Here is a 23,986-nt window from a genome sequence, read left to right as displayed (position 1 = left end):
AATCAGAAAGCCCAAATCCTAAATAGCTAATTTTCGCCTAACTATCTCATAATTCATAATTCAAAACTCATAATTCACTCACACTGTTTCTACTTCTTCTGTTGTCAAAAGCGTTGTATATGCCTCTGTGGTTAGGAATAAATCAAAATTTTCTTGCGTAACAAGTTTATCGAAAAGGTTAATAGCATCGAAGAATTTTCCGTTGAAATAATTATCATCGCCTACCATGTGTTTAATCTTTTGGATTTCGTCAGCCAATAAAAACTTAAACATCGAAATATCAATCGTTACGCCATAATAGGTTTTTGCTTTATGGTGAATCCACTGCCAAAGTTGAGCTCTCGAAATTTCGGCAGTGGCAGCATCTTCCATAAGGTTATGAATAGCTGCTGCACCGATGCCTCTCAACCAAGATTCAATGTACAAAATGCCTACTTGTATGTTCATTCTGATACCTGCTTCAGTAATTGAAGCGTCAGGAATGTTGAAATTGGTCAATTCTGACGCCTGAATTACTTCGTTTTCAAGTAAAATATGTTTTTGATTCGGTTTGTCTCCTAAAGCTTTATTGAACGGAATCAATGCCACAGGTACTAAGTCTGGATGTGCCACCCAAGTACCATCAAAACCCGTTTTTGCTTCTAATTCTTTATCGGCATTTACTTTCTCGAAAGCAAGTTTATTGATGTTTTCGTCCTTACGGCTTGGAATATACGCCGACATTCCGCCCATCGCATGTGCTTTTCTTCTATGACAAGTTTTTACCAAAAGTTTAGCATAAGCTCGCATAAATGGTACTGACATCGTTACTTGCGAACGGTCGGGCAGGATGCAGTCTGAAAAACGATGGAATTTTTTGATACACGAGAAAATATAATCCCAACGCCCAGCATTCAAGCCTGCAATGTGTTGGCGGAGTTCGTATAAAATTTCGTCCATTTCAAAAGCCGCCGTAATGGTTTCAATCAAAACGGTTACTTTAATTGTCCCTTGTGGCATTTCTATGGCTTCTTGTGCGAAAATAAATACCTCGTTCCAAAGTCTTGCTTCGAGGTGGCTTTCCATTTTTGGAAGATAAAAGTATGGGCCACTTCCACGTTTTACCAATTCCCAAGCATTATGAAAAAAGAATAAACCAAAGTCAAAAAGGGAAGCTGACATCGGTTCGCCATCAATCAAAACATGGTTTTCTTCCATGTGCCAACCTCTTGGACGTACTTTCAAAACGGCTACTTTTTCTTTCAAACTATAAAATTTCCCATTTTCTGCGGTGAAATCAATTTGTTTTCTGATGGCATCGTGCAAATTGATTTGTCCGTCTAAGACATTATTCCAAGACGGCGTATTGGCATCTTCAAAATCCGCCATAAATACTTTTGCACCAGAGTTCAAGGCATTGATTACCATTCTGCGGTCAACTGGGCCTGTAATTTCGGTACGTCTGTCTTGCAAATCCGCTGGAATAGGAGCGACCGACCAATCCGACGAGCGTATCGCTGCTGTACTTTCCAAGAAATCTAATTTCTTTCCATTGTTTATTTCTTCTTGAAGACTTTCACGTTTTGCCAAAAGTGTTTTACGCTGTTTGTTGAAAACTCTGTGTAAGTCTCTTATAAAAATCAAGGCATCTTCACTAAGGATTTCCGCTTGAGCTAAAGTAATTTCTTTGAGTATCTCTACTCCTGTGACTGGCTTCATCATGGCTTTTTTTTGCTTTGTTATGATTGATAATTTTTTAACTATATTCTTTATGTATTTTAAACAAGAAGAATAATAGAAAAGAAGATTTGTCTTGTTGTTATTTCTTTGACAAACTTAGTAAAGCGAAAAATATAAAACAAGCGAAATTTCGCTAAAATAAAAATACATGGATTTTTATTTGAAAATTTATATTTATTTTTGATAAAGTCTAATTAAATGGCGTGAAAACTTGTCTTTATAGGTATAAAAGGATAAGCTTCTCTTTTGTATATTTTTGAGCGAAATTTCGCTAAATTTTAAATTTTATTATTTGTTTTAATAAATATTATTAGTTTTGTAAAAATTATATAGCTATGAGCGTAAACAGTGATAAAGTAAAAATAATATTTGGGCTAAAAATCCGACAATTACGTTTGGATAAAAAACTTTCGTTGAGTGAAGTAGCCGAAAAATCAAATCTTTCTATTTCCTACTTAAATGAAATAGAAAAAGGGAAAAAATATCCCAAAACCGAGAAAATCATGGCTTTGTCGGAAGCACTCGAAATTGACTATGATTCATTGGTGTCGCTCAAGCTCAGCAAGCAATTAGAACCCATTGCTGAATTGCTAAACTCAAATATTTTAACAGAATTACCCTTAGAAATCTTTGGCGTAGAACCTTCCGACTTCATCGAATTGATGTCCGAAGCTCCTGCTAAAATCAGTGCGTTTATTAGTACGATTATCGAAATTAGTCGTAATTATGATATGCGTGTGGAGCAGTTTTACTTTTCGGTATTGCGTTCATATCAAGAAATGTATGATAATTACTTTGAAGATTTAGAACAATCTGCACAGCAATTTAGAAGACTTTTCGAGATAACGCCTACGACTTCGCCCAACGAAAAGTTATTGGCTGAAATCTTAGAGAATTTCTATGGCTATCATATTGAGGAATTTTCAAAAGAAGAATATCCCGATTTGGTAACGATTCGTTCGGTTTATGACCCAAAAACTTCCAAATTATTAATCAATAAAGATTTAAGTACCGAACAGAAAACCTTTACTTATGGTCGTGAGATTGGCTACCAATTCTTGCAACTAAAAAAACGTTCGTACATCTCGTCGGTAATTGAAGTAGATTCTTTCGAACAAGTACTTAATAACTTCAAGGCTTCGTACTTCGCTGGGGCAATTTTGATTAACAAAAATATTTTGGTGGACAGACTTACCTATTTCTTCGCTTCGCCGAAATGGGACGAAAATATGTTGCTAAGTATTATGCGTTTGTTCAATGTTACGCCTGAAGTATTTATGCACCGCTTGTCGAACTTGATGACGAGCCATTTTAAAATTAATAACCTTTTCTTTTTACGTTTCAACAATCAAGTGGGCGACGATTTGTTTTATCTCACCAAAGAAATGCACTTGGCAAAATTGCATACGCCCCACGGAACGGCTTTGAACGAGCATTATTGTAGAAGATGGATGTCGCTGACGGTGTTGAAAGATTTGGAAAAAAGCCAAAAAGAAAATGGCTACAATCCAGAAGAGGTTTTGTGTAAAGCACAGATTTCAGAATATATCGACACAGGCAATAATTACTTGGTGATTTGTTTGGCAAAACCTTCACCACCGAATTTGAAGATGAACAGTAGTGTTACTTTAGGTTTTGCGATTGACGATAATCTGAAAAGTATCGCCAATTTCTTGCCTGATTCATCTTTGATTCACAGAAAAGTAAATGAAACCTGCGAGCGTTGCGGAGCGGTTGACTGTGCCGACAGAATGAAGCCGCCTTATGTCTTGCAAAAACGCCAAGCGAGAGAAAAAATTAAGGAAGCTATTTTAAAATTGAACCTGTAAATTTCTTAAAATACTCATAAAGAGATTTTTAAGGTAAATCATTCTGAAAATTTTCGCCAAGTAGTCAATTTTTTCTTTGATTTGTACAATGAATTGCGAAATTATTGTACTTAAAGAATAAAATTTCGATATTTTTAAAATTACAGAATAATATTTTGAGTAATAGCTATTTTTGTAGCTTTTTCCATCGAAAAAAAATGTTTACTAAAATTATTGTATTGTTGCTTAATTGATATATATTTGCTAAATATACTATATCGCATAATTTCTATGAAAAATCCAAATTGTCCTCGCTGCGACTCTCAGAATGTCACAAAAAGCGGCGTTATCAAAGAAAAACAACGTTTTAAATGTAAGGATTGTAATTATAATTTTACAGTTGAAAAGCTCGGAAAAGGCATTTCTGCCTATTATGTTATCAAGGCCTTACAATTGTACATTGAGGGAGTTAGCTACCGTGAAATCGAGCGACTTTTGGGCGTTTCGCACGTGTCGGTGATGAACTGGGTGAAGAAATATCAAATCAAAATTCCTAAAAATTCAGATTATTATCCTACTTATAAAATAATGAATCATAAGGAGTTAGCTGCATTTTATGCTGATAGAGAGAATTTGAGAGATTCAGGAATGATTGTGACAGAATTAGGCGATAAGTTTATGTTGATTAAGTGGGAGAGGCTAAAGCATTAAAATTATCTTATGATAATTTATAGAGTTTTTTGGCAAAAATGAGTAGCTTTTGTTGAAATCTTGTAATATCGAAATTTTAAAAACTATACTTAAATAGCGTGGCTATACCATTGCTATTGACAGTATAGTTTTTTTTATGACCTTTGACCTGTACTTATACAAAAAAAACACGTTAAAGTACAAAATAGGACAAAACAAGACAAAACAAAACCACAAAAAACCATTTAGTGCCATGAAGAGAATATTACTTTGTTTGTTGCTCGGAATGCTGGGCAAAAACCAGCTTTCCGCTCAACAAACACCAGCCGCCACTCCTCCAGCGGAACAAAAAGTTACTGTGTATGGATTCTTGAGAAACGATGTTTACTACAATTCTCGTAGAAATTTAGATTTAAGAGATGGTGTGTTGGATGTCTATCCTCTGGATGCTACCAATTTACCAACCAGAACAGGAACAAGCCTTACACCCAATGCCAATGACGACGCCAACGCTATTCCACAATTAGGTTATTCAGCAATTGTGACTCGTCTGGGAGTAAAAATAGGGGGTATCACTGCTTTCGGAGCAAAAGCTTCGGGTACTTTAGAAACCGACTTCTTCGGAATTACCAACGGAGCATCTGGTACTTCGGGCGGTGGAACAGAAAACTTACTTCGTTTGCGTCATGCTTATGTAGCTTTAGATTGGACCAAAGATCAGTTGATGATTGGTCAATATTGGAATCCGAATTTTATTCCTAAATGTTTCCCCGGAACAGCCAACTTTAGTACAGGTATTCCTTTCAATCCGTTCTCATTTGTTCCTCAAGTACGTTTGACGCACAAAATGGGCAAAGAGTTTTCTTTAATGGGAATGATGTACGGCTACAATTTAGCAGGCTTTAGCCCTGCTGGTACTTTCGGAGCAGGAACGGGCGTAGATGCTCAGAAGTTTTCAACTACTCCAGCTTTTGCTACACAATTGGGTTTTGAAAACAAGAAATTTTTAGCAACGGTAGGTTTAGAAGGCAATACTTTAACGCCAAGAATTACAGATACTTATAATTCTTCAACAGGCGTTTGGGGTGGAACTGGTGCAGGAAATGTTCAGAAAAACATCTCTACAAGCCTATTCACTTTGAATTTATTAGCATTTGCTAAATTAACGACAGATAAAGCTACCGTGAAATTCCATACTACTTATGGCAAAAGCTATACACAATACGTAGGAATGGGTGGATTTGCAGAATACAGAGACGCAACTACTGGTCAATGGAAATACGAAGCACAAAGCCAATTGAATATGTGGGGTGAAATTATCTCTACTACTTCTAAGAAAGTACAGCCTGCTATTTTCATCGGTTATTTACAAAACTTAGGTTTATCGAACCCAATTTTAGCAAGTAGCGTAAAATCAGGAACATTAGCCTTCCAAGGAAGGGGAATAAGCACTGCTACTTCTCGTACATTCGATAACTTATTGAGAATCTCGCCAAGAGTAGATATTTATTCTGGAAAAATGAAGTTTGCCTTTGAATACGAATTATCATTAATGAAATGGGCTGACATCGACGCTACTGTGCCAAATGCAGACGGTTCGTTGCCAACAAATATTTCGTTCAAAGCAGGAACAGGTAGTTTAGCAAGACCTTTCGACGCAACAAATAGCAGAATTTCAGCAGTAATGGTGTATAACTTTTAAGCTGTGAGCTGTGAGCTGTGAGCTGTGAGCTGTGAGCTGTGAGCTGTGAGCTGTGAGCTGTGAAAAGTTTTAAATAGTAAAATTACAGAGAATAGCTGAATACAAAAAAACTCAAAGCTGAAAACTCAAAGCTGAAAGCTCAAGGCTCAAAGCTGATAGCTAACAGCGAATAACAAATGAATCACTCAATCAAAAAATAAACCCTTATAACAAATGTCAAATACTCACAAAACTTCTACTAAAGGATTAGCGGCCATTATCGGGGCTTCTTCAGTAGGAACACTCATTGAATGGTACGATTTTTACATTTTTGGTAGCTTAGCAACCATCATCTCAACGCAGTTTTTTCCAAAAGATAATCCTACTGCGGCATTCCTTTCTACTTTGGCCACTTTTGCGGCTGGTTTCGTAGTTCGTCCTTTTGGGGCATTATTCTTTGGTCGTTTGGGCGACTTGATTGGTAGAAAATATACTTTCATGGTTACCTTGGTATTGATGGGTGGAGCTACTTTTGCCATCGGTTTAGTACCAAAATATGAAACGATTGGTTTCTTTGCTCCTTTATTAGTATTGATACTCAGACTTTTACAAGGACTTGCTTTAGGTGGTGAATACGGTGGTGCAGCTACTTATGTGGCAGAACACTCGCCAGCAAATGCAAGAGGTTTCTGGACTTCATGGATTCAGATTACGGCTACTGCTGGTTTGTTTATCTCTTTGGGCGTTATCTTGATTACTAAAAACTCAATGACCAAAGAATCTTGGGAAGATTGGGGATGGCGTTTACCTTTCTTAGCTTCATTAATCATGGTTTATGTTTCGGTATTGATTCGTAAGAATATGTCTGAATCGCCATTATTTGCCAAAGCTAAAGCAGAAGGAAAAACTTCTACTAATCCTTTGAAAGAATCTTTCGGAAATAAATTGAACTTCAAATTTGTATTGTTAGCATTATTTGGTGCTACCATGGGACAAGGTGTGGTTTGGTACACAGGTCAGTTTTATGCTCAGACTTTCTTGTTGAAAATCATGAACCTTGATTTCGACCAAGCGAACACTTTATTGATTATCGCTTTGATGCTTGGTACTCCTTTGTTTGTATTTTTTGGTTGGTTGTCAGATAGAGTAGGGCGTAAGCCAATCATGTTGGCAGGTATGTTGTTAGCGGTATTGGCTTATCGTCCGATTTACGAAAAAATGTACCAAACAGCGAACTTGAAAAACAAAGAAGAAATCGTAGCACAAACTACGGTAGAAGTAAAACGTGATTTAGCTCCTGCTTCAACTTCAGATTCTTTGATTACGACTACTACCAAGAAAGTATATACAGACGGTGCTACTTATAAAGAAGTTAAAAAACAAACAATTGTAGCTGGTAAAGCAGAAGCCGACCAAGCAAAACCAGAAGTAACTAAAACGGTGAAACTGAACAGTTCAGACGAATGGACTTTGATTTGGTTAGTATTTATTCAGTTGTTATTTGTAACAATGGCTTATGGTCCAATTGCAGCCTTCTTAGTAGAAATGTTCCCAGTGAAAATTCGCTACACATCAATGTCACTTCCATACCACATTGGTAATGGTGTATTCGGTGGTTTGATGCCAGCAATCGCTACTTACTTGGTAACAAAAGCAAAAGACGCTAACGATGCAGCCGAAAAAGCAGGCGAAGCAATTATCAATACTCAGCCATACTTAGAAGGTTTGAACTACCCAATCTTGATTGCAGGCGTATGTTTTGTAATTGGTTTATTGTACATCAAAGAAGATAGAAGTATCAGAGACTAATCTTCAAAAATTATTTAGAAAATTTCATAAAGAACTCATTTTAAACGATATACAGAAATGAACGGAATTAAAAAAATATTAGGCATTGTGTGGATTCTTTTAGGTCTTGCAACAGCTTACTTCGGAATCTTCGAATTAGGTATTCCAAAATTCGCCTCAGGTAAACAAGAAGATTTGGTATTTGGAATCATTATCATGATAGTGCTTACGCCTATCATTACGGGAGGATTACTAATTTTTGGTAAGTATTCACTTAGTGGAGAGTACGACAACTAAGCCACTTATAAGTATGAGTGCAGAATTGAGAACGGTTCGCCGTAGCGATGCTGAGTTTTGAGTTTATAATGCTGCATGATTACTTACTTATACGAATTATTTGTTGCTGTACAGGGTAAAGAAAAAGGCGGAAATTTTCAATACAAACGCAAAAACAAATAATTCGTGTGAGGGTTAAATCTATAGTTTAAGTTTTAGGGATTTGGTGTTGGATAATGTATGCTTGTGATTAGGCTTTTTGCGGTACTCCAAGCATACATTTTTTTAAATCTATAATTGTTTAGCAAGTATCTTTTGCCTATTCTGAGAATAATTAAATTTTTCAGGTAAATTGTGATAGAATTACTGCCTCTGAGGGCAGAGATGAATCACTATCATGAAACAAAATCATAAGGAAATAAAATACCTAATTTCGAGTGTTATTTTTATGGTACTCCTCAATTTCCCTATTTTATCTATTTTCAATAAAAATAGTACCATAAATGGAATACCAGCTTTGTTTTTTTATGTGTTTACGGTGTGGGCAGTTTTTATTGGGTTTTTATATTGGAGTGTAAAAAAAGAAGAACAACAAGCAGAAAAAGATGAATAGCTCAATACTGATACTTGCTTCTCTACTTTATTTATCATTCTTATTTGGAGTAGCATATTGGGCAGAGAAACAATCGGAAAAAGGTAAAAGTTTAGTAACAAACCCATACATCTACGCCCTTTCTTTGGCAGTTTATTGTACCGCTTGGACTTTCTACGGTTCTGTCGGGCGAGTAGTTACTAATGGAATTGAATTTTTAGCCGTCTTCATCGGCCCAAGTATTATGATGCCGATTTGGTGGATTGTACTTCGGAAAATTATCAGAATTTGCAAAGCTCAAAGAATCACTTCTATTGCAGATTTCATCTCTTCAAGATACGGGAAAAATGCCACATTGGGAGTTTTAGTAACCCTCATGTGTATTTTGGGCATTTTACCTTATATCGCTATTCAGATAAAGGCTATTTCTAATAGTTTTATGATAGCCATGCGTTCGTCGCCAAATGAAAACTTGGACAAATTTTTCTTGAATGATTTGTCATTTTACTTTGTCATCGCTCTTTCGATTTTCACTATTATTTTCGGAACACGCAAAATTGATTCTACCGAACGCCACGAAGGCATGGTGGCGACTATCGCTGTTGAATCTATTATCAAATTAGTGGCTTTTGTAACGGTAGGTATTTTTGTTACTTACTATATTTTTAATGGTTTTTCAGACATTTTTTCCAAAGCATCACACATTCCTGAGCTTAGTAAATCATTCATTTTCAATTCAACTACTGAATCATCTACTTGGCTTTGGCATACGCTACTTTCGGTAATGGCAATTATGTTTTTACCTCGCCAGTTTCAATTGGCGGTGGTCGAAAACGTAAACGAAAAACACCTCAATACTGCCATTTGGCTGTTTCCTCTGTACCTGATTGTCATTAATATTTTTGTGATTCCAATTGCCATGGGTGGACATATTTTGTTTCCCTACAATACCGTCAATTCTGACGAATACGTACTGGCAATACCGTTGAGATTCAACGAAAAATTACTCACGCTTTTTACATATATCGGTGGGTTTTCGGCAGCTACCAGTATGATTATTGTTGAAACTATTGCACTTAGTGTAATGATTTCCAATAACTTAGTGATACCAACTATCTTGAAAAATAGTAAGCTTCAAGATAAATTCGGCGGAAACATCAGTGGTTTAGTAAAGATTATCAGACGTACTTCTATCGTCTTGATTATTCTTTTATCGTATATCTATTACAAAACCATTGCTGGGCATTATTCACTGGTGTCAAACGGGATGGTGTCGTTTTCGGCAGTTGCACAATTTACGCCAGCCATTATTGGCGGAATTTTCTGGAAAGGTGGAACACAAAAAGGTGCTTTAATTGGTTTATTGGTTGGTTCATTATTTTGGTTTTATACCTTAATGTTGCCTTCTATTGTAGGAGCAGGCTTTTTCCCACAGTCTATTATGGATCATGGGCTTTTTGGTTGGTCTATCCTAAAACCTTTTGCTTTGTTTGGTTTAAAAGGTATGGACAGTATTTCGCATGGTTTGTTCTGGAGTTTATTGTTTAACACTTTATGTTATTTATATTTTTCTATCAAAAGTACTCCTTCGTCTATCGAACATAGCCAAGCCGTAATTTTTGTAGATATTTATGAATACTCCAATCATGTAGAAAGTGCTTCCATTTGGCGAGGCACAGCTTATTTGAATGACATTCAATTATTATTAAGTAATTTTTTGGGAGAAAGAAAAGCCGAAAAAGTACTGAGATTATATACTCAAAAACATAATATTAAACTGAATTCAGAAAAAGCCGACCCGCAAGTAGTAAGTTATGTAGAAAAACTATTGGCAGGAATCATCGGTTCGGCGTCGGCTCGGATTATGATTTCTTCGGTATCAAAAGAAGAAAAAATTTCTACCGAAGAAGTAATCAGTATTTTGAAATCATCGCAAAGTTTACTTTCTGCCAACAAAGAGCTAAAAAGAAAATCAGTGGCATTGGAAAAAGCTACTTCTGAACTGAAAGAAGCCAACGAGATTTTGAAAAAAACGGATAAACTCAAAGACGATTTTTTATCGACCGTTGCCCACGAAATCAGAACGCCATTGACTTCTATTCGAGCTTTATCTGAAATTGTGTATGATAATCCAGACATGGATGTAACGGAAAGAGAGTATTTTTTGGGAACAGTCGTGAAAGAATCTGACCGACTCAGTAGATTAATCAACCAAGTATTAGACTTAGAAAAATACGAATCAGGCAAGCAAAAACTTATTTTAGAAGAAGTAGATATGCAAGAAATCGTGAAAGATTCGATTGATGCACTTTACCAACAAGCCAAAGAAAAAGAAATAAAAGTAGTGTTTTTGCCAGACCGTTTTGCTCCGAGATTTATGGCGGATAGAGATAAACTAATACAAGTAGTCGTAAATTTATTATCAAACGCCATCAAATTCTGTGAACCTCAAAAAGGCGAAATCGTTTTGGCAACCCATTATGTAGAAGGCTGTATTTATACCAGTGTACAAGATAATGGAGCAGGAATTGATAAGAATTTTCAAAGATTGATTTTTGATAAATTTTTTCAAGCCGAAGACCAAACCATCAAAAAGCCAAAAGGAAGCGGTTTAGGCTTGGCGATTTCAAAGAAAATCATCGCATTGCATCAAGGCGAAATTTGGGTTGAAAGCGAAGTTGGCAAAGGCTCTAAATTTACCTTTATGATTTCGGTAGTTTAAGGAGTGATTTGTTTTCAGTTACCTGATTACCAGTAATTTATTAAAATAAAGTTTTTCTTGAATTATCTTTTTTACTAAACAAGAAACCATTTTATAAACCATATACTAAGAGAGTAAAAATTGCTATCAGTTATCGGATTTCGGCTTTGAGCTAAAAGTATTGATTGAGTTTTTGGAATGTCAATAAGATTTTTGTAAGAAGAATCTTTATTAGTAATAATCTGACTGCTGATTGCTAAAAGCTGATAGCTAAGAATTTTAAATCTAATTTGCTCTCATACTTGAATAATGATAACTCGAAATTATCCATCCTTGAAAAATGAAAACAGCTATCAAAGTATTAATCGTTGATGACGAACCCAGCATATTAATGTCATTAGAATTTCTAATGAAAAAAGAAGGCTACCAAGTATTCATTGCCCGAGATGGCTCTGAGGCTTTAGATATCATAGAAAAAGAAGTACCTGCAATTATCCTTTTAGATATTATGATGCCACGAGTAGATGGCTACGAAGTATGCCGCATGATAAAAGAAAGTTTCAGGTTTCAGCATATTAAAATTGTTTTTTTGAGTGCAAAAAACAAAGAAATGGACATCGAAAAAGGATATGCTTTGGGTGCAGACCTCTATGTATCTAAACCTTTTTCTACTCGAACCTTAGTTGCCAAAATCAATGCTTTGGCTTTGGGATTAGTTTCTGGATAGAATTTCGGAAATAAATTACTTGATGTATATCTCTGAAAAGCCCAAAATCTGAATCTGGAGGCTTTTCAAAGCTAAAATTTAAAGTATCTATGAAAAAATATACTTTATTTAGTAAAGATAGATATACTAAATTAGCCTAAAACCTTGAAATGTGCATCCAAATAAGAAAAATCTCTTGTACTTTTACGGTAGAAAATATTAAATTCTGAAGCAATTCATAACCATCACAAATTTCAATTTTCAAAGCAACAATGAATTTACAAATAAGCTCTTTTGATGACTACCAAGCAGCCTATACGCACTCAGTAGAAGACCCTGAAGGATTTTGGGCGGAAATTGCACAGAACTTTCAATGGCGTAAGCCCTGGAAAAAAACTTTAGAATGGGATTTTTCTAAGGGTTCAACAAAATGGTTTTCGGGAGGAAAAATGAACATTACCGAGAATGCTCTCGACCGTCATTTAGCCACTCGTGGCGACCAGCCTGCTATCATTTGGGAATCAAACGACCCTCATGAAGAATCAGTAACGTTGACCTACAAGATGTTGCATCAAAGAGTTTGTCAGTTTGCGAATGTGTTGAAAAAACATGGTGCTAAAAAAGGCGACAGAATCTGTATTTATATGCCAATGATTCCTGAATTGGCAATTGCCGTATTGGCTTGTGCCAGAATCGGAGCGATTCACTCGGTTGTTTTTGGCGGTTTTTCGGCACAATCTATCGCCGACCGTATCAACGATGCCCAGTGTAATATCGTTATTACTTCTGATGGCTCTTTCAGAGGTAACAAAGAAATCGCCTTGAAATCAACGGTTGATGACGCTTTAATTCAGTGTCCGTCAGTTCAAAAAGTAATCGTTTCTACTCGTACTCGCACACCAGTTTCGATGTTGAAAGGTCGTGATGTTTGGTGGGAGAACGAAGTAAAAACAGTTTCTTCTGAATGTCCAGCCGAAGAAATGGACGCAGAAGATATGCTATTTATTTTATATACTTCTGGTTCAACGGGTAAACCAAAAGGCGTAGTGCATACTTGCGGTGGCTACATGGTTTATGCTACTTATACTTTTGCCAATGTATTCCAGTACCAGCCCGGTCAAGTACATTTCTGTACGGCTGATATAGGTTGGATTACGGGTCATTCGTATATAGTTTACGGCCCACTTTGCTATGGTGCTACTTCATTAATGTTTGAAGGAATCCCGACTTACCCTGATGCTGGACGTTTCTGGGATGTGATTGAAAAACACAAAGTTGACATTCTTTATACTGCACCAACGGCTATTCGTTCATTGATGGGCTTTGGTAATCAGTATGTAGAAGGCAAAGATTTAAGCTCATTGAAAGTATTAGGTTCAGTAGGCGAGCCAATCAACGAAGAAGCTTGGAATTGGTACAACGAAAATATCGGAAAAGGAAACTGTCCGATTGTAGATACTTGGTGGCAAACTGAAACAGGTGGTATTTTGATTTCACCTATTGCAGGAATCACCAAAACAAAACCATCTTACGCTACTTTACCATTGCCGGGCGTTCAGCCAATTTTAGTAGATGAAAAAGGCGAAGAGATTGTAGGAAATGATGTTTCGGGTAATTTGTGTATCAAATTCCCTTGGCCGGGTATTATTCGTACTACTTATGGCGACCACGAACGTTGTATCCAAACTTACTTCTCTACTTATAAAAACTTGTACTTCACTGGCGACGGTTGTATGCGTGATGAAGACGGTTATTATAGAATTACAGGACGTGTGGATGACGTAATTAACGTTTCTGGACACAGAATCGGTACTGCCGAGGTTGAAAATGCCATCAATATGCACTTGGGCGTAGTAGAATCGGCAGTTGTGGGTTATCCTCACGACATCAAAGGGCAAGGCATTTATGCGTATGTCATTTGTGAAAAATCGCCAGGGCATGACTCAGACCTTACTCGCAGAGATATTTTAGCAACGGTTACTCGTGTAATCGGGCCAATTGCTAAACCTGATAAAATTCAGTTTGTGAGTGGCTTGCCTAAAACTCGTTCTGGAAAAATTATGAGAAGAATTTTAAGAAAAGTAGCCGAAGGTGAAACTGGAAATTTAGGTGATACTTCTACTTTATTAGACCCTACGGTTGTAGATGAAATTAAAGCAGGAGCTTTATAAATATTAATGTTGATGTAATTTAAAAGAGGCTTTGCAAGTGCGAAGCCTCTTTTATGTTGTTTGGTAGCACGATTTTTGACGCTACTGTTTTCCGAAAAACAACTAAGAAAAGCCTGAAAATTGCTAAAAAGCTATCTTTTTGAAAGATTAGAGAGATTTTTTTCAAGCTTATTCTGAAATATTTTTATCAAATAATGTCCAGAATCTTTTATTTGTTAAAAAACTAAAAAATGAAGGCTGTCAGTTTTTTCTTAAAAAAGAGTGAAGTTTTTAAACAAAAAAAAGCATTTCAGTCCTGTTTTTTTGCGAAAAATAAAAAAAGTTTAGTTTTTCCATTTGTTGAGTGATAGAGTAGAAAAGCTGCTTATTCGTTTATTTATCAGGCTCTTAAAATGAAATTTATCTTGTTCTTCAAGTAGGTTTAACAACGCTTTTAAGCAATTTTTCCGTAAAATTGTTTAACTTTGCAGGCTAAGAGTAATTATTAATTTGTGCCTAAAACGATTGTCTTGCATCTAATACAATTTTTTAAGGTTTATGTTCACGGTATCGTATCTGAACATTAGATGATTGTTCAACGAAATCTGTTCTCCAAAATATTGATTGGATATGATAAGTGAATTTTTTGAATTCTTTGTCCAAAAAGTCTTTTGAAATTGATTTCTAAATTTGTGCTTATGATTTTAAAAACGGTTTTCCTACTTTTAACTGCCTCTATTACTGCATTAACGACTCCTTCCAACCCGACGACCAAAGTAATCCACGGAAAGATTTCTTACTATGCCAGTAAATTTGAAGGGAGACGTACTTCAAGTGGGCAGCGTTATCGAGCTAATCGCCGAACTGCCGCACATCGTACTTTTCCGTTTGGGACTTTATTAGAAGTTACCAACAAAGCAAATGGCTCAACGACCGTCGTAAAAGTAAACGACAGAGGCCCACACAAACGCTCAAGAGTATTAGATGTATCTTACTCGGCAGCCAAAGATTTAGGGCTTCTTCGGTCTGGAACGGCATTAGTTTCAATCAAAGTTTTGTCACTGGGGGATGGACTTGTAAAATTAGATGAGGAGGAAGAAGAAGAATTAATCGCTACTGTTGACAGTACTTTAAAGTCGAATGGTATTGAAGAATTACTAAATAAGAAAAGAATGTATTTGATGGTAGTGAAAGATGCAGAGGGGAGAATCAGAGTAGATTCGTCGGCAGTGAATCCATTAAATGCTGAGGCTCATAGATAAAAGCGAAAATCTTTTAACAAAAAAGGCAACGAATTCAATCGTTGCCTTTTTTATTGTATGTAAGTATTCTGGTAAAATTCGGCTTTAGGCTGTAAGCAGTAGGCAATAAGCTAAAAATGTACATTTTATTTTTTACTTAATGATTATTGCCTAAAGCACTGAAGTTAAAGAGCCTATTTCACTACTTCTAATAAGTCGGCATCGTGATGATACTTGATTTCGCAAGTATTGTCGAAAAACATAGTTGCTCCTTTTTCAACTGTGTATGGTTGCCATTTTGGTAATTTTGGATTGCTTGGATTTCCGAAGCGAGCAAAATTAATCCACGACTGACTTACTTTATCTGCCAAAGCATAAGCTTCTTTTGTACCGCCAGTCATTTCTTCGCAACGAGCAATATTATCAAAAACAAAAGGAATTTCTACGCAGTGAATAGCCTTGTATTTACCATCTAACACGGGCGATTGCCACGAGAACATGTACATAAACACTGGTGCAGCTCCACCAGTCAATGATGCTTTTGTATTAGCTTGGAAAACAGCTCCCGGACGGAAACGAGTATCAACGTCGATTAAATCAGAAGGTTTGGTATCTTTTGGAAACGCTTTTTTCACGGCTTGTAAATAAGCGTCAGCTTTATCGCCATATTGTTTTTTGATAAAGTCTTTTACTTGTGTTTCGTTGGCATTACTCAAACCAGCAAACAACGAAGCCATGAATTCATTTTTTACAGTACCAATCAAAAGCGGAATATTTTTCGATAATTCAAATGCTTCTGGCGAAAATAATTGATAAGGCAATAAATCACCATCAACACTTGGCCCCCAGCTTAAACCAAAACCTCCAACAGGTCTGCCTTCTGCTTTTAATTTATCAGCTACTACTTTCAAGGCTGTTTTTCCAGCAGCACTTAATGCGGTAAAAGGTACTTTTTGTAAACTATCTGCTTGGTTTGGTTGAAGTTTTAAGGCTTTTAATACTTCAGCAGTAATGGCTTGCGTCGTTGATTTATCCAACATATTACTTCTGAACGCTCCACTTTGGTTAATTGCTTTGTGGAATAAACCTTTTGCAGAAGGCATCGACATCAAAGTATTTACTTTTGCACCACCGCCTGATTGTCCGAAAATGGTAACATTATTAGGGTCGCCGCCAAAGTTTTCAATATTTGCTTTTACCCATTCCAAAGCTACTCTCATGTCCAAAACGCTTAGGTTTGCCGAGTACTTGTACTTTTCACCATAAGCAGAAAGGTCTAAATAGCCCAAAATATTCAAACGGTGATTGATTGAAACGACAATTACGTCTCCCTTTTTAGCTAAATTTTCGCCATCATAAGAAGGTAATTCTTGTGAAGAACCAGCCGTAAAACCTCCACCATGAATCCAAAACATTACTGGACGTTTTTTGCCATCTGTAATATTTGGTGACCAAACGTTTAAGCGTAAACAATCTTCGCTTGTATAGCCCCAGTCGTGGTGAAATACAAATTCACTTTCGTCTTGTACGCTTGTAGTAGGGTCTAACAAAGGAGCAACTGGGCCATAAGCCAATGAACTACGCACACCCGACCAAGCCTTTGGTTTGTGCGGAGCTTCGAAGCGTTCAGCTTCAGCATAAGGGATTCCTTTGTAAGTAAAAACGCCATTATGAATATAGCCACGTACTTTGCCCGATTCGGTATTGGTTACGGCAACATTTGCACCCGTGACTAACTGTGCCTTTGCACCCACTGCAATTCCGCAGGCAAGTAAAAGACTTAAAATCTGCTTTTTCATGTTTTAATTAAATAGTTAATATGAATTGAAAGGTTAAAAATTCTTATTTATACATTTTATCTAAAAACTCATAACGAGCATCAGCAGGAGCTTTGATTTCTTTTGATTCTACATCAATCACCATTACTGGAGGCGTTTTGTCGCCTGATTTTGCTACTGACCAATTAGGAAGTTTTCCACCGTTTGGATTACCCGTTTTGATGAAATTGGCAAAGTAATTAAACATCGTTTCAGACACTTTGAAATCGTCGGCTGTCCAAGCGTAGTCTTTCACCAAATGTAAATTGCCCATGCAGTATTCGATTTCGCAAGCGTGCGGAGCACCCACAGCTTTTGGAGCAGGAGGAGTAGGCGTATTAGCATCTTTTTTCACTGTACCACCAGCCAAACCAGAAGCCAAAGTTTTGTCAACCAACTCAGGACGTAATTTGCTATACAAATAGCGATACACTGGTTGCGAGCTATTGTTACGGTGTAAATCAAACCATTTCCAAGTACTAAAAGCAATGAATCTATCAGAAGCCAAAGCCGTAGCCGATACTTCAACGTCTCTGTCTGTGCTACCTGTTGGGTATAATTGTAATACTTCTTCGTGGTTGTTTGGATACTCTTTTTTCACACGATTTGTGAATTGTTCAGCATTCGCTGGGCCTTGTAAAAATGCACCGCCGGGAATTTCTGCTGAGTTCCAACCCAATAATAAAGGTACTTGTGCTTGTTGTTTTGCTTCAAAAATTTTGGTAATAGTGTTAGGCAAAAAATACCCATCAATTACTACTGGAAAACCAAAACGTTTTGATTCGTTGTAAATTTCATATACTTCTCTGGTCGATAATGCACGCAATTGTTTCAAAGTAGGAACCCCCGCATTTTTAGCAAACTCAGCACCGATTTTTTCTCCTTCAGCCAAAGGAACAGGGTCTAATGTAGGCTTGATACCAGCACCACTTTCGCCGATAGCACCAGCAATTAAGTTTTTAGAAAGTGGTGAAGCCATTTGATAACTCACTGAGATTGAGCCTGCTGACTCGCCTGCAATGGTTACTTTTTTAGGGTCGCCACCGAAAGCCGCAATGTTTTTTTGTACCCAAGCCAAAGCTGCTTGTTGGTCAAGTAAACCATAGTTTCCAGAAGCTTTGTAAGGCGACTCCGCCGAAAGTTCAGGGTGAGCCAAGAAACCAAAAATATTCAAACGATAGTTTACCGTTACGGCCACAATTCCTTGTTTCGCCATTGCTTCGCCATCATAACGTGGCTCAGAAGCATCACCTGCTACATTACCACCTCCGTAGAAATATACCAAAACAGGAAGGTTTTTAGTATTGCGTTTCGCTGGTGTCCATACGTTTAAGTACAAACAGTCTTCGCTTACACCGTTTGAACGTGACTGCATATCGCCGAAAACCATTGTTTGCATTGGGCGTGGACCAAATTTCTTGGTTTCTTTTACTCCCGTCCAATTAGTTAAAGGTTGTGGAGCTTTCCAACGTAAATCGCCAACGGGTGGTTTCGCAAATGGAACACCAAAATAAGTTTGAATACCCGTATGAGTATCATAATTTCCTTCAATGACTCCATTTTCGATTTTCACCTGTACGGAAAAGGCATTGGTTTGAGCTTTCAGTTCTGTTTGCATAAACGCAAAAAACAAAAATAAGTAAGTGATTTTTTTCATGTTTTTGAAAGGTAAAATTCTATTGTCGCAATTTGCGACAATAATAATTCGTTTTTTAAAAAAATCCTATTTATTTTTGAAAAAATTACAATAAGTAGCTTTTTAAAAAGAAAAAATCATGTTTTATTCATAAAAATGATGTAATTAAGAAGCCAAAGTCCTTTATTTGTTGGATTAGCCACTAAAGAGTTGTTTGTTGAAATTTTTAGATAAACTATTTAAAACACATTATAATTTTGAGAAATTTCCTTTCACATATTGCTTTCGATTCTGTGATTTTTGGTTTTTCTGGCGAGAAACTCAAAATCCTTATTATGAAATATCATAACACTGGGTTGTACGCCTTGCCGGGTGGTTTTGTTGATTTGAATGAAAACTTGAATGATGCCGTTAGGAGAGGACTAAAAGAACGAACAGGCTTAGATAATATTTATTTAGAGCAATTTTATACTTTCGGAGATGTGGCTCGGTATAAACCTGAAATCATGCAAACGATTTTGGAAGCTAACGGCAAAAGTTTGGAAGAAAACCATTGGATGCTCGAACGCTTTATTTCGGTAGCCTATTATGCCTTGATTAATTACGACAAAGTAGTACCTACGCCCGATACACTTTCGGACTCATGTACTTGGTATGCCGTGGATGAATTGCCTAATTTGATGCTCGACCACCGAGAAATCGTACAAAGAGCCTTGAAAACTTTGGGTGAAAATTTAGATAAAAAATTAGTTGGAGCGAACCTTTTGCCGACAAGGTTTACTATTCCTACTTTGCAAAAAGTATATGAGGCGATTTTGGGAGAAAAGCTCAATAGAACAGCTTTTCAGCGTAAAATTTTGAGCTTGGGGATTCTCAAACGCCATGAAAAAGAGTATTCTGGCAAAGCCCACAAAGCTCCTTATTTGTACAGTTTTGAAAGTGAAGCAAAGTAATAAGTAGTAATTAGTAAAAAGTGATTGGTGAACGGTCCGCCGTTGCGGTAGATTTTCACATACCTAATAATCAAATATTTACACAAATAGAGAACGTTGCATAAATTATATTCATTACTTAAAATACAGTCGGTAAACAGTAAATACACCTGCCAAATCGTTCATAATTTTATTATTAAATACTTACCTCTGAAAGTAAAGGATATTTCTCAACAATAACTATCTTTAGTTTAAAGTTGAAAATCATACATACCAAAATAAAACAATAAATCTATGAATCCTATCAAACGATTACTCCTAAAAATTAGGGGTAGTGATATGAACGAAACAAAACCTGTAAAAACCCAAACCCAACAAAAAACAAAAAAAGTTTCTAACGATAACTTCAAGATTCTAAACTACATAGAAGACGATAGTAAACTCCACCGAGATATTACACGCAACACACTTGCGTATTTGTGCAATCGTTTAGAGCCATTTGAAGAAGTAAAAATAGAATGTAAGGCAGATTCGATGGCCTATTTTATTAGAAAACATTATGCTTCAAGCCATGTATTAGCAGAATATTTTGGAAAACACCTGTACCGAAATATGCTTCAAATAATTCAAGAAAAGAAAACGCCCATCGGCTACGTGAAAAGTGAAAATTATACGGGCTACTTCAAGATACATATAGAGGATGAGTACGAAGAAATAAACGAGTATAATCATTTGATTTCAAAAGAGTTATATGAATTTCACTTTCAGGACGTTACGCATATTTTTTATAAAAAAAGAATAGTAATAAAAGGTAAATTGCATCAGCTTACCGAAGAAAAAATAAAAGAGTGTTTTCTGAAAATTGCCGCAGTATTGGACGCTTCTTTGTCGATTAATACAGATTACCTGGTGATTGGCAATGCTGATAAGACTGATTATTCTGAAATAGAGCAAATTGCCAAAGGCTTGGGAATACCTGTACTGAGTGAAGATGCTTTTATTCATTTCTTAAAATCATAGCAGGCTCATTTCGCCTCAGCAAAACCGCTTAATTGTAGCAATTAGGCGGTTTTTTTATTGAAAAATCTTATTAAAGAAGTAAAGCATTTGATTAAAATATATCCAAAAACCTTAACTTGTGAAAATAAAACTTGATAGGTAAATTGCGATAGTAAGACTATGCTATCAGCTATCAGTTTTTGGCTTTCAGCCTGATTTCTTTACTCTGTTTGAGCTAACACTTTTAAAGGCTAATCACTACTAAATATAAATAAGAGTAATTAGAAAAAATATTTTTTAATCTGAACGCTGACCGCTAAATGCTTATAGCTAATTAAATAAAAATTTAAAACATAAAACAATCTCCTAATGTCTAATTCAAGAATTTTTAAAGCCAGAAAAAGAATTGCTCTCATTGCCCACGACAATAAAAAAGCAGAATTAATAGATTGGGTTTATTATAATCGTGGGGTGTTATCAAGACATGAATTATTTGCTACTGGTACTACGGGAAGATTGGTAGAGGAGGCAATTGACCGCCCTGTAACAAAATTATTGAGTGGGCCTTTGGGGGGCGACCAACAAATCGGTGCTTTGGTAGCCGAAGGGGCGGTTGATTTGATTATTTTCTTTTGGGACCCAATGGCTTCACAACCTCATGACCCCGACATTAAGGCATTACTACGTTTGGGAGTTGTTTGGAATATCCCAATGGCTTGTAACCGTGCCTCTGCAGATTTTATGCTGACATCGCCTTTGATGAACGATGAGTACGAATCGTCACTGACGGATTATTCGGTTTATTTATCGAGGAAGGTATAGTTTTTTGATTTGAAGATGTGTGAATTTGAAGATTTGAAAATTATATATTTTTGATTTGAAGATGCGTGAATTTGAAGATTTGAAAATTATATTTTTTTGATTTGAAGATGCGTGAATTTGAAGATTTGAAAATTATTTTTTTGATTTGAAGATGTGTGAATTTGAAGATTTGAAAATTATATTTTTCTGATTTGAAAATTTAGAAACTTGTAAATGAGAAATTTAATTATTTCTGCCACATTTTCAAATTTTCAAATCCCCATATCCCCAAATTTTCAAATCTTCAAATTCATTTATATCCCATACATCGCCTTTATTTTATTGACAAGTACTTGATTGATTTTGAAATAACTTTCTTTTGTCCAGCCAGCTACGTGAGGCGTAAATATCACATTTTTCATGCTGAACAATTCGTTGTACATGATTTCTTGTTCAGAATTGATTTTGAGTTGGTGCATTTTTTCATTTTCAAGTACATCCAAACACGCCCCTCTGAGTTTTCCTGTTTTCAAAGCATTCAATACCGCTCGAATTGAAGCCACTTCTCCTCTTGAAGTATTCACCAAGAAAATATCTTTGTGAAACTTCACCAAAAAAGCTTCATCCACCAATTGTCGAGTTTTATCTGTCAGCGGAACGTGTAAAGAAAGCACATCCGTTTTCTCGAAAATCTCCTCCATTGTTGCTTCTTTTACCAATTCCGAACCAAAGTCTTGTTTGTAAAGGTCATAAGCCAGCACTTCTACGCCAAAACCTTTTAGGCGTTGAGCAACCGCCTTTCCCATATTTCCGTAGCCAATAATGCCCACAGTCATGCCCATCAATTCAATACCACGATTGGCTTCACGCAACCAAACTTTCTGGCGTACTTCGGCATCCGCCCAGTTGATTTTATTGAACAAATTCAGAATCATTCCTAAAGTATGTTCACCCACGGCGTCGGAATTACCTTCGTTAGCGGCAAAAAGTTGAATTTTCATTTTTTCAACTGCTGGAATATCAATCAAGTCAAGTCCAGCACCAGCTCTTCCGATAAATTCTAATTTTGAAGTATAAGTCAAAAACTCTTTATCAACTTTGGTTTTATTTCTGATAAGCAAACCCTCATAATTTTTGATGATATCCAAGATTTCTTCACGCTGAATACTTGGTTGGTAATCAGGAACAAATCCGATTTCCTCCAGCATCGGAAGGATACTTGGGTGCATATCATCAACAATCAAAACTTTCTTCATATTCATTTTTCTCCAAACCTCAATCAAATTTTAAAGAGGTATTAATAAAAAACCTGCCAAACAGGTGGCAGGTTCAAATTTTGCATACAAAATTAATATTTCCTGAGTATTTCTAATAGAAAATTAGAATTTCAATTTCTTGAGGTTATTCAAACCAATCTCGATGCCTTCCATTGGAGTACGTTTGTAGTTTTCTAATTCTACTACAAAATATTTTGTACCAGCAATTTTAGCCGCATTGAAAATCTCTTGGAAATTAATATCGCCTTCGCCTACTTCAACCGTTACATTTTTCACAGGGTCGTGGTCTTTTACGTGGAAATGCGTAAATCTTCCTTGGTGTTTTTTGAACCATTCAACTGGTTTTTCACCACCTACAACTACCCAATACAAATCCATTTCAAATGTTACTAAATGCTTGTCAGTATTATTCAAAAGTGTTGTATAAAGTTGTTCTCCGTTATACTTTTTAAATTCAAAATCATGGTTATGGTAGCCAAATTTCACGCCAGCAGCTTTGCAATACTCTCCAGCTTTATTGAAAATCTCAGCCATTTTTTTGCCTTGCAAACGGTCTTCGTCAACCATGTACGGAGCAATCACATATTTTTGACCAACGCTGATAGCATCTTCTACCAATTTTTTAAAACCGTCAGAAAGTTGTCCGCCAGCATAGTCTTTAGACGTTACCATTGCGTGTGCCGAAGGCATCGTTAAGCCATTGTCTGCCAAAGTTTTTGAATAATCAGCAGGTGTCAAACCAAAGAATTTACCATCAGAATAACCAAAACCTTCTACTTCTTTGTAGCCCATTTTAGCAATTTTTGCTAAAGTACCTTTGGCATCTATTTTGATGGCATCACGAACAGAATATAACTGTACTCCAATATGACGTGGCGATGGTTTTTTTGGCCCAGCCCATAATTCGTTTGTTAAGAGAGTCGCACCAGCAGTAGCCAACAAGCTATTTTTCAAAAAGTCACGACGAGATTGTTGTTCGATTGACATTGTTCTATTAAGGTTGAAAAGATTGAATAATTGATATTTTCGAGAGAAATTACCCAACAAAAAAAAACTGTATTTTGATTGAGTGAAAACCCGATGGCAAACTGAAAATGAGCAACGAAGGAATTAGAAAGATAAATTTCAAAAGCCTTTTTTCGTAAATCGCACATTTGCAGTATGCCAAATTA

The 23,986-nt window shown here is 36.3% G+C and carries 18 protein-coding genes; 13 read left to right on the top strand and 5 right to left on the bottom strand.

Annotated elements, in window-relative coordinates:
- Nucleotides 1–78: 78 nt before the first annotated feature.
- Nucleotides 79–1,701, bottom strand: coding sequence for a malate synthase A (gene aceB / locus VB248_RS10135; RefSeq protein WP_323296654.1), 1,623 nt, complete (start codon nt 1,699–1,701; stop codon nt 79–81).
- A gap of 353 nt (nt 1,702–2,054) precedes the next feature.
- Between aceB and VB248_RS10130 the strand changes: the two genes are divergently transcribed.
- The 10 genes from VB248_RS10130 (at nt 2,055) to VB248_RS10085 (ending at nt 15,373) form a co-directional block, all read left to right on the top strand.
- Nucleotides 2,055–3,548: a helix-turn-helix domain-containing protein gene (locus VB248_RS10130; RefSeq protein WP_323296653.1), complete on the top strand. Its 1,494-nt coding sequence runs from the start codon at nt 2,055–2,057 to the stop codon at nt 3,546–3,548.
- 270 nt (nt 3,549–3,818) lie between these two features.
- Nucleotides 3,819–4,238, top strand: coding sequence for an IS1/IS1595 family N-terminal zinc-binding domain-containing protein (locus VB248_RS10125; RefSeq protein ID WP_309914468.1), 420 nt, complete (start codon nt 3,819–3,821; stop codon nt 4,236–4,238).
- A 232-nt stretch (nt 4,239–4,470) separates the two neighbouring features.
- Complete coding sequence (locus VB248_RS10120) at nt 4,471–5,919, top strand: hypothetical protein (RefSeq protein WP_323296652.1); 1,449 nt, start codon at nt 4,471–4,473, stop codon at nt 5,917–5,919.
- Between the two features lie 213 nt (nt 5,920–6,132).
- Nucleotides 6,133–7,707: an MFS transporter gene (locus VB248_RS10115; RefSeq protein ID WP_323296651.1), complete on the top strand. Its 1,575-nt coding sequence runs from the start codon at nt 6,133–6,135 to the stop codon at nt 7,705–7,707.
- 57 nt (nt 7,708–7,764) lie between these two features.
- Nucleotides 7,765–7,983, top strand: coding sequence for a DUF6814 family protein (locus VB248_RS10110; RefSeq protein WP_323296650.1), 219 nt, complete (start codon nt 7,765–7,767; stop codon nt 7,981–7,983).
- A 376-nt stretch (nt 7,984–8,359) separates the two neighbouring features.
- On the top strand, nt 8,360–8,575 hold the full coding sequence (locus VB248_RS10105) for a hypothetical protein (RefSeq protein WP_323296649.1): 216 nt from the start codon (nt 8,360–8,362) through the stop codon (nt 8,573–8,575).
- Nucleotides 8,568–11,276: an ATP-binding protein gene (locus VB248_RS10100; protein WP_323296648.1), complete on the top strand. Its 2,709-nt coding sequence runs from the start codon at nt 8,568–8,570 to the stop codon at nt 11,274–11,276. The genes VB248_RS10105 and VB248_RS10100 overlap by 8 nt, the downstream gene beginning before the upstream one ends.
- A gap of 319 nt (nt 11,277–11,595) precedes the next feature.
- Entirely contained in the window at nt 11,596–11,982 is a 387-nt protein-coding gene (locus VB248_RS10095; RefSeq protein WP_323296647.1) for a response regulator transcription factor, read from the top strand.
- 251 nt (nt 11,983–12,233) lie between these two features.
- Complete coding sequence (acs, locus tag VB248_RS10090) at nt 12,234–14,132, top strand: acetate--CoA ligase (protein WP_323296646.1); 1,899 nt, start codon at nt 12,234–12,236, stop codon at nt 14,130–14,132.
- A 677-nt stretch (nt 14,133–14,809) separates the two neighbouring features.
- Nucleotides 14,810–15,373 carry a septal ring lytic transglycosylase RlpA family protein gene (locus VB248_RS10085; protein ID WP_323296645.1) on the top strand — a complete coding sequence of 188 codons (564 nt, stop codon included), beginning with the start codon at nt 14,810–14,812 and terminating at the stop codon, nt 15,371–15,373.
- Between the two features lie 173 nt (nt 15,374–15,546).
- Here VB248_RS10085 and VB248_RS10080 read toward each other — a convergent pair whose 3' ends face one another.
- Together VB248_RS10080 and VB248_RS10075 are read right to left on the bottom strand one after the other, a co-directional pair.
- Nucleotides 15,547–17,151 (bottom strand): carboxylesterase/lipase family protein, encoded by a 1,605-nt coding sequence (locus VB248_RS10080; RefSeq protein ID WP_323296644.1) that lies wholly within the window; start codon nt 17,149–17,151, stop codon nt 15,547–15,549.
- 43 nt (nt 17,152–17,194) lie between these two features.
- Nucleotides 17,195–18,826 (bottom strand): carboxylesterase/lipase family protein, encoded by a 1,632-nt coding sequence (locus VB248_RS10075; protein ID WP_407652904.1) that lies wholly within the window; start codon nt 18,824–18,826, stop codon nt 17,195–17,197.
- A 209-nt stretch (nt 18,827–19,035) separates the two neighbouring features.
- Here VB248_RS10075 and VB248_RS10070 point away from each other — a divergent pair, with 209 nt between their 5' ends.
- The 3 genes from VB248_RS10070 (at nt 19,036) to VB248_RS10060 (ending at nt 21,558) form a co-directional block, all read left to right on the top strand.
- Entirely contained in the window at nt 19,036–19,758 is a 723-nt protein-coding gene (locus VB248_RS10070; RefSeq protein ID WP_323296771.1) for an NUDIX hydrolase, read from the top strand.
- Nucleotides 19,759–20,031: 273 nt separating this feature from the next.
- Entirely contained in the window at nt 20,032–20,757 is a 726-nt protein-coding gene (locus VB248_RS10065) for a BRCT domain-containing protein (protein ID WP_323296643.1), read from the top strand.
- Between the two features lie 348 nt (nt 20,758–21,105).
- The gene (locus VB248_RS10060) at nt 21,106–21,558 is read left to right on the top strand and encodes a methylglyoxal synthase (protein WP_323296642.1); all 453 of its coding nucleotides are present in this window, start codon (nt 21,106–21,108) and stop codon (nt 21,556–21,558) included.
- Nucleotides 21,559–21,851: 293 nt separating this feature from the next.
- Here the strand turns inward: VB248_RS10060 and VB248_RS10055 are convergent, their stop codons facing one another.
- On the bottom strand, nt 21,852–22,799 hold the full coding sequence (locus VB248_RS10055; RefSeq protein WP_323296641.1) for an NAD(P)-dependent oxidoreductase: 948 nt from the start codon (nt 22,797–22,799) through the stop codon (nt 21,852–21,854).
- A 117-nt stretch (nt 22,800–22,916) separates the two neighbouring features.
- A complete protein-coding gene (locus VB248_RS10050; protein WP_323296640.1) occupies nt 22,917–23,801 on the bottom strand; it encodes a sugar phosphate isomerase/epimerase family protein in 885 nt (294 codons plus the stop codon).
- Nucleotides 23,802–23,986: the final 185 nt, after the last annotated feature.

Origin of the sequence: Arcicella rigui (assembly GCF_034929435.1) — a bacterium.
In the GTDB taxonomy this organism is placed as follows: Bacteria; Bacteroidota; Bacteroidia; order Cytophagales; family Spirosomataceae; genus Arcicella; species Arcicella rigui.
The sequence above is the reverse complement of the archived record's forward strand: the minus strand, read 5'-3'. Positions and strand labels throughout refer to the sequence as shown.

Coding starts and splice junctions, on each gene's coding strand:
- aceB (WP_323296654.1), bottom strand. CDS start 1,701: ATGATGAAGCCAGTCACAGGAGTAGAGATACTCAAAGAAATTACTTTA.
- VB248_RS10130 (WP_323296653.1), top strand. CDS start 2,055: ATGAGCGTAAACAGTGATAAAGTAAAAATAATATTTGGGCTAAAAATC.
- VB248_RS10125 (WP_309914468.1), top strand. CDS start 3,819: ATGAAAAATCCAAATTGTCCTCGCTGCGACTCTCAGAATGTCACAAAA.
- VB248_RS10120 (WP_323296652.1), top strand. CDS start 4,471: ATGAAGAGAATATTACTTTGTTTGTTGCTCGGAATGCTGGGCAAAAAC.
- VB248_RS10115 (WP_323296651.1), top strand. CDS start 6,133: ATGTCAAATACTCACAAAACTTCTACTAAAGGATTAGCGGCCATTATC.
- VB248_RS10110 (WP_323296650.1), top strand. CDS start 7,765: ATGAACGGAATTAAAAAAATATTAGGCATTGTGTGGATTCTTTTAGGT.
- VB248_RS10105 (WP_323296649.1), top strand. CDS start 8,360: ATGAAACAAAATCATAAGGAAATAAAATACCTAATTTCGAGTGTTATT.
- VB248_RS10100 (WP_323296648.1), top strand. CDS start 8,568: ATGAATAGCTCAATACTGATACTTGCTTCTCTACTTTATTTATCATTC.
- VB248_RS10095 (WP_323296647.1), top strand. CDS start 11,596: ATGAAAACAGCTATCAAAGTATTAATCGTTGATGACGAACCCAGCATA.
- acs (WP_323296646.1), top strand. CDS start 12,234: ATGAATTTACAAATAAGCTCTTTTGATGACTACCAAGCAGCCTATACG.
- VB248_RS10085 (WP_323296645.1), top strand. CDS start 14,810: ATGATTTTAAAAACGGTTTTCCTACTTTTAACTGCCTCTATTACTGCA.
- VB248_RS10080 (WP_323296644.1), bottom strand. CDS start 17,151: ATGAAAAAGCAGATTTTAAGTCTTTTACTTGCCTGCGGAATTGCAGTG.
- VB248_RS10075 (WP_407652904.1), bottom strand. CDS start 18,826: ATGAAAAAAATCACTTACTTATTTTTGTTTTTTGCGTTTATGCAAACA.
- VB248_RS10065 (WP_323296643.1), top strand. CDS start 20,032: ATGAATCCTATCAAACGATTACTCCTAAAAATTAGGGGTAGTGATATG.
- VB248_RS10060 (WP_323296642.1), top strand. CDS start 21,106: ATGTCTAATTCAAGAATTTTTAAAGCCAGAAAAAGAATTGCTCTCATT.
- VB248_RS10055 (WP_323296641.1), bottom strand. CDS start 22,799: ATGAATATGAAGAAAGTTTTGATTGTTGATGATATGCACCCAAGTATC.
- VB248_RS10050 (WP_323296640.1), bottom strand. CDS start 23,801: ATGTCAATCGAACAACAATCTCGTCGTGACTTTTTGAAAAATAGCTTG.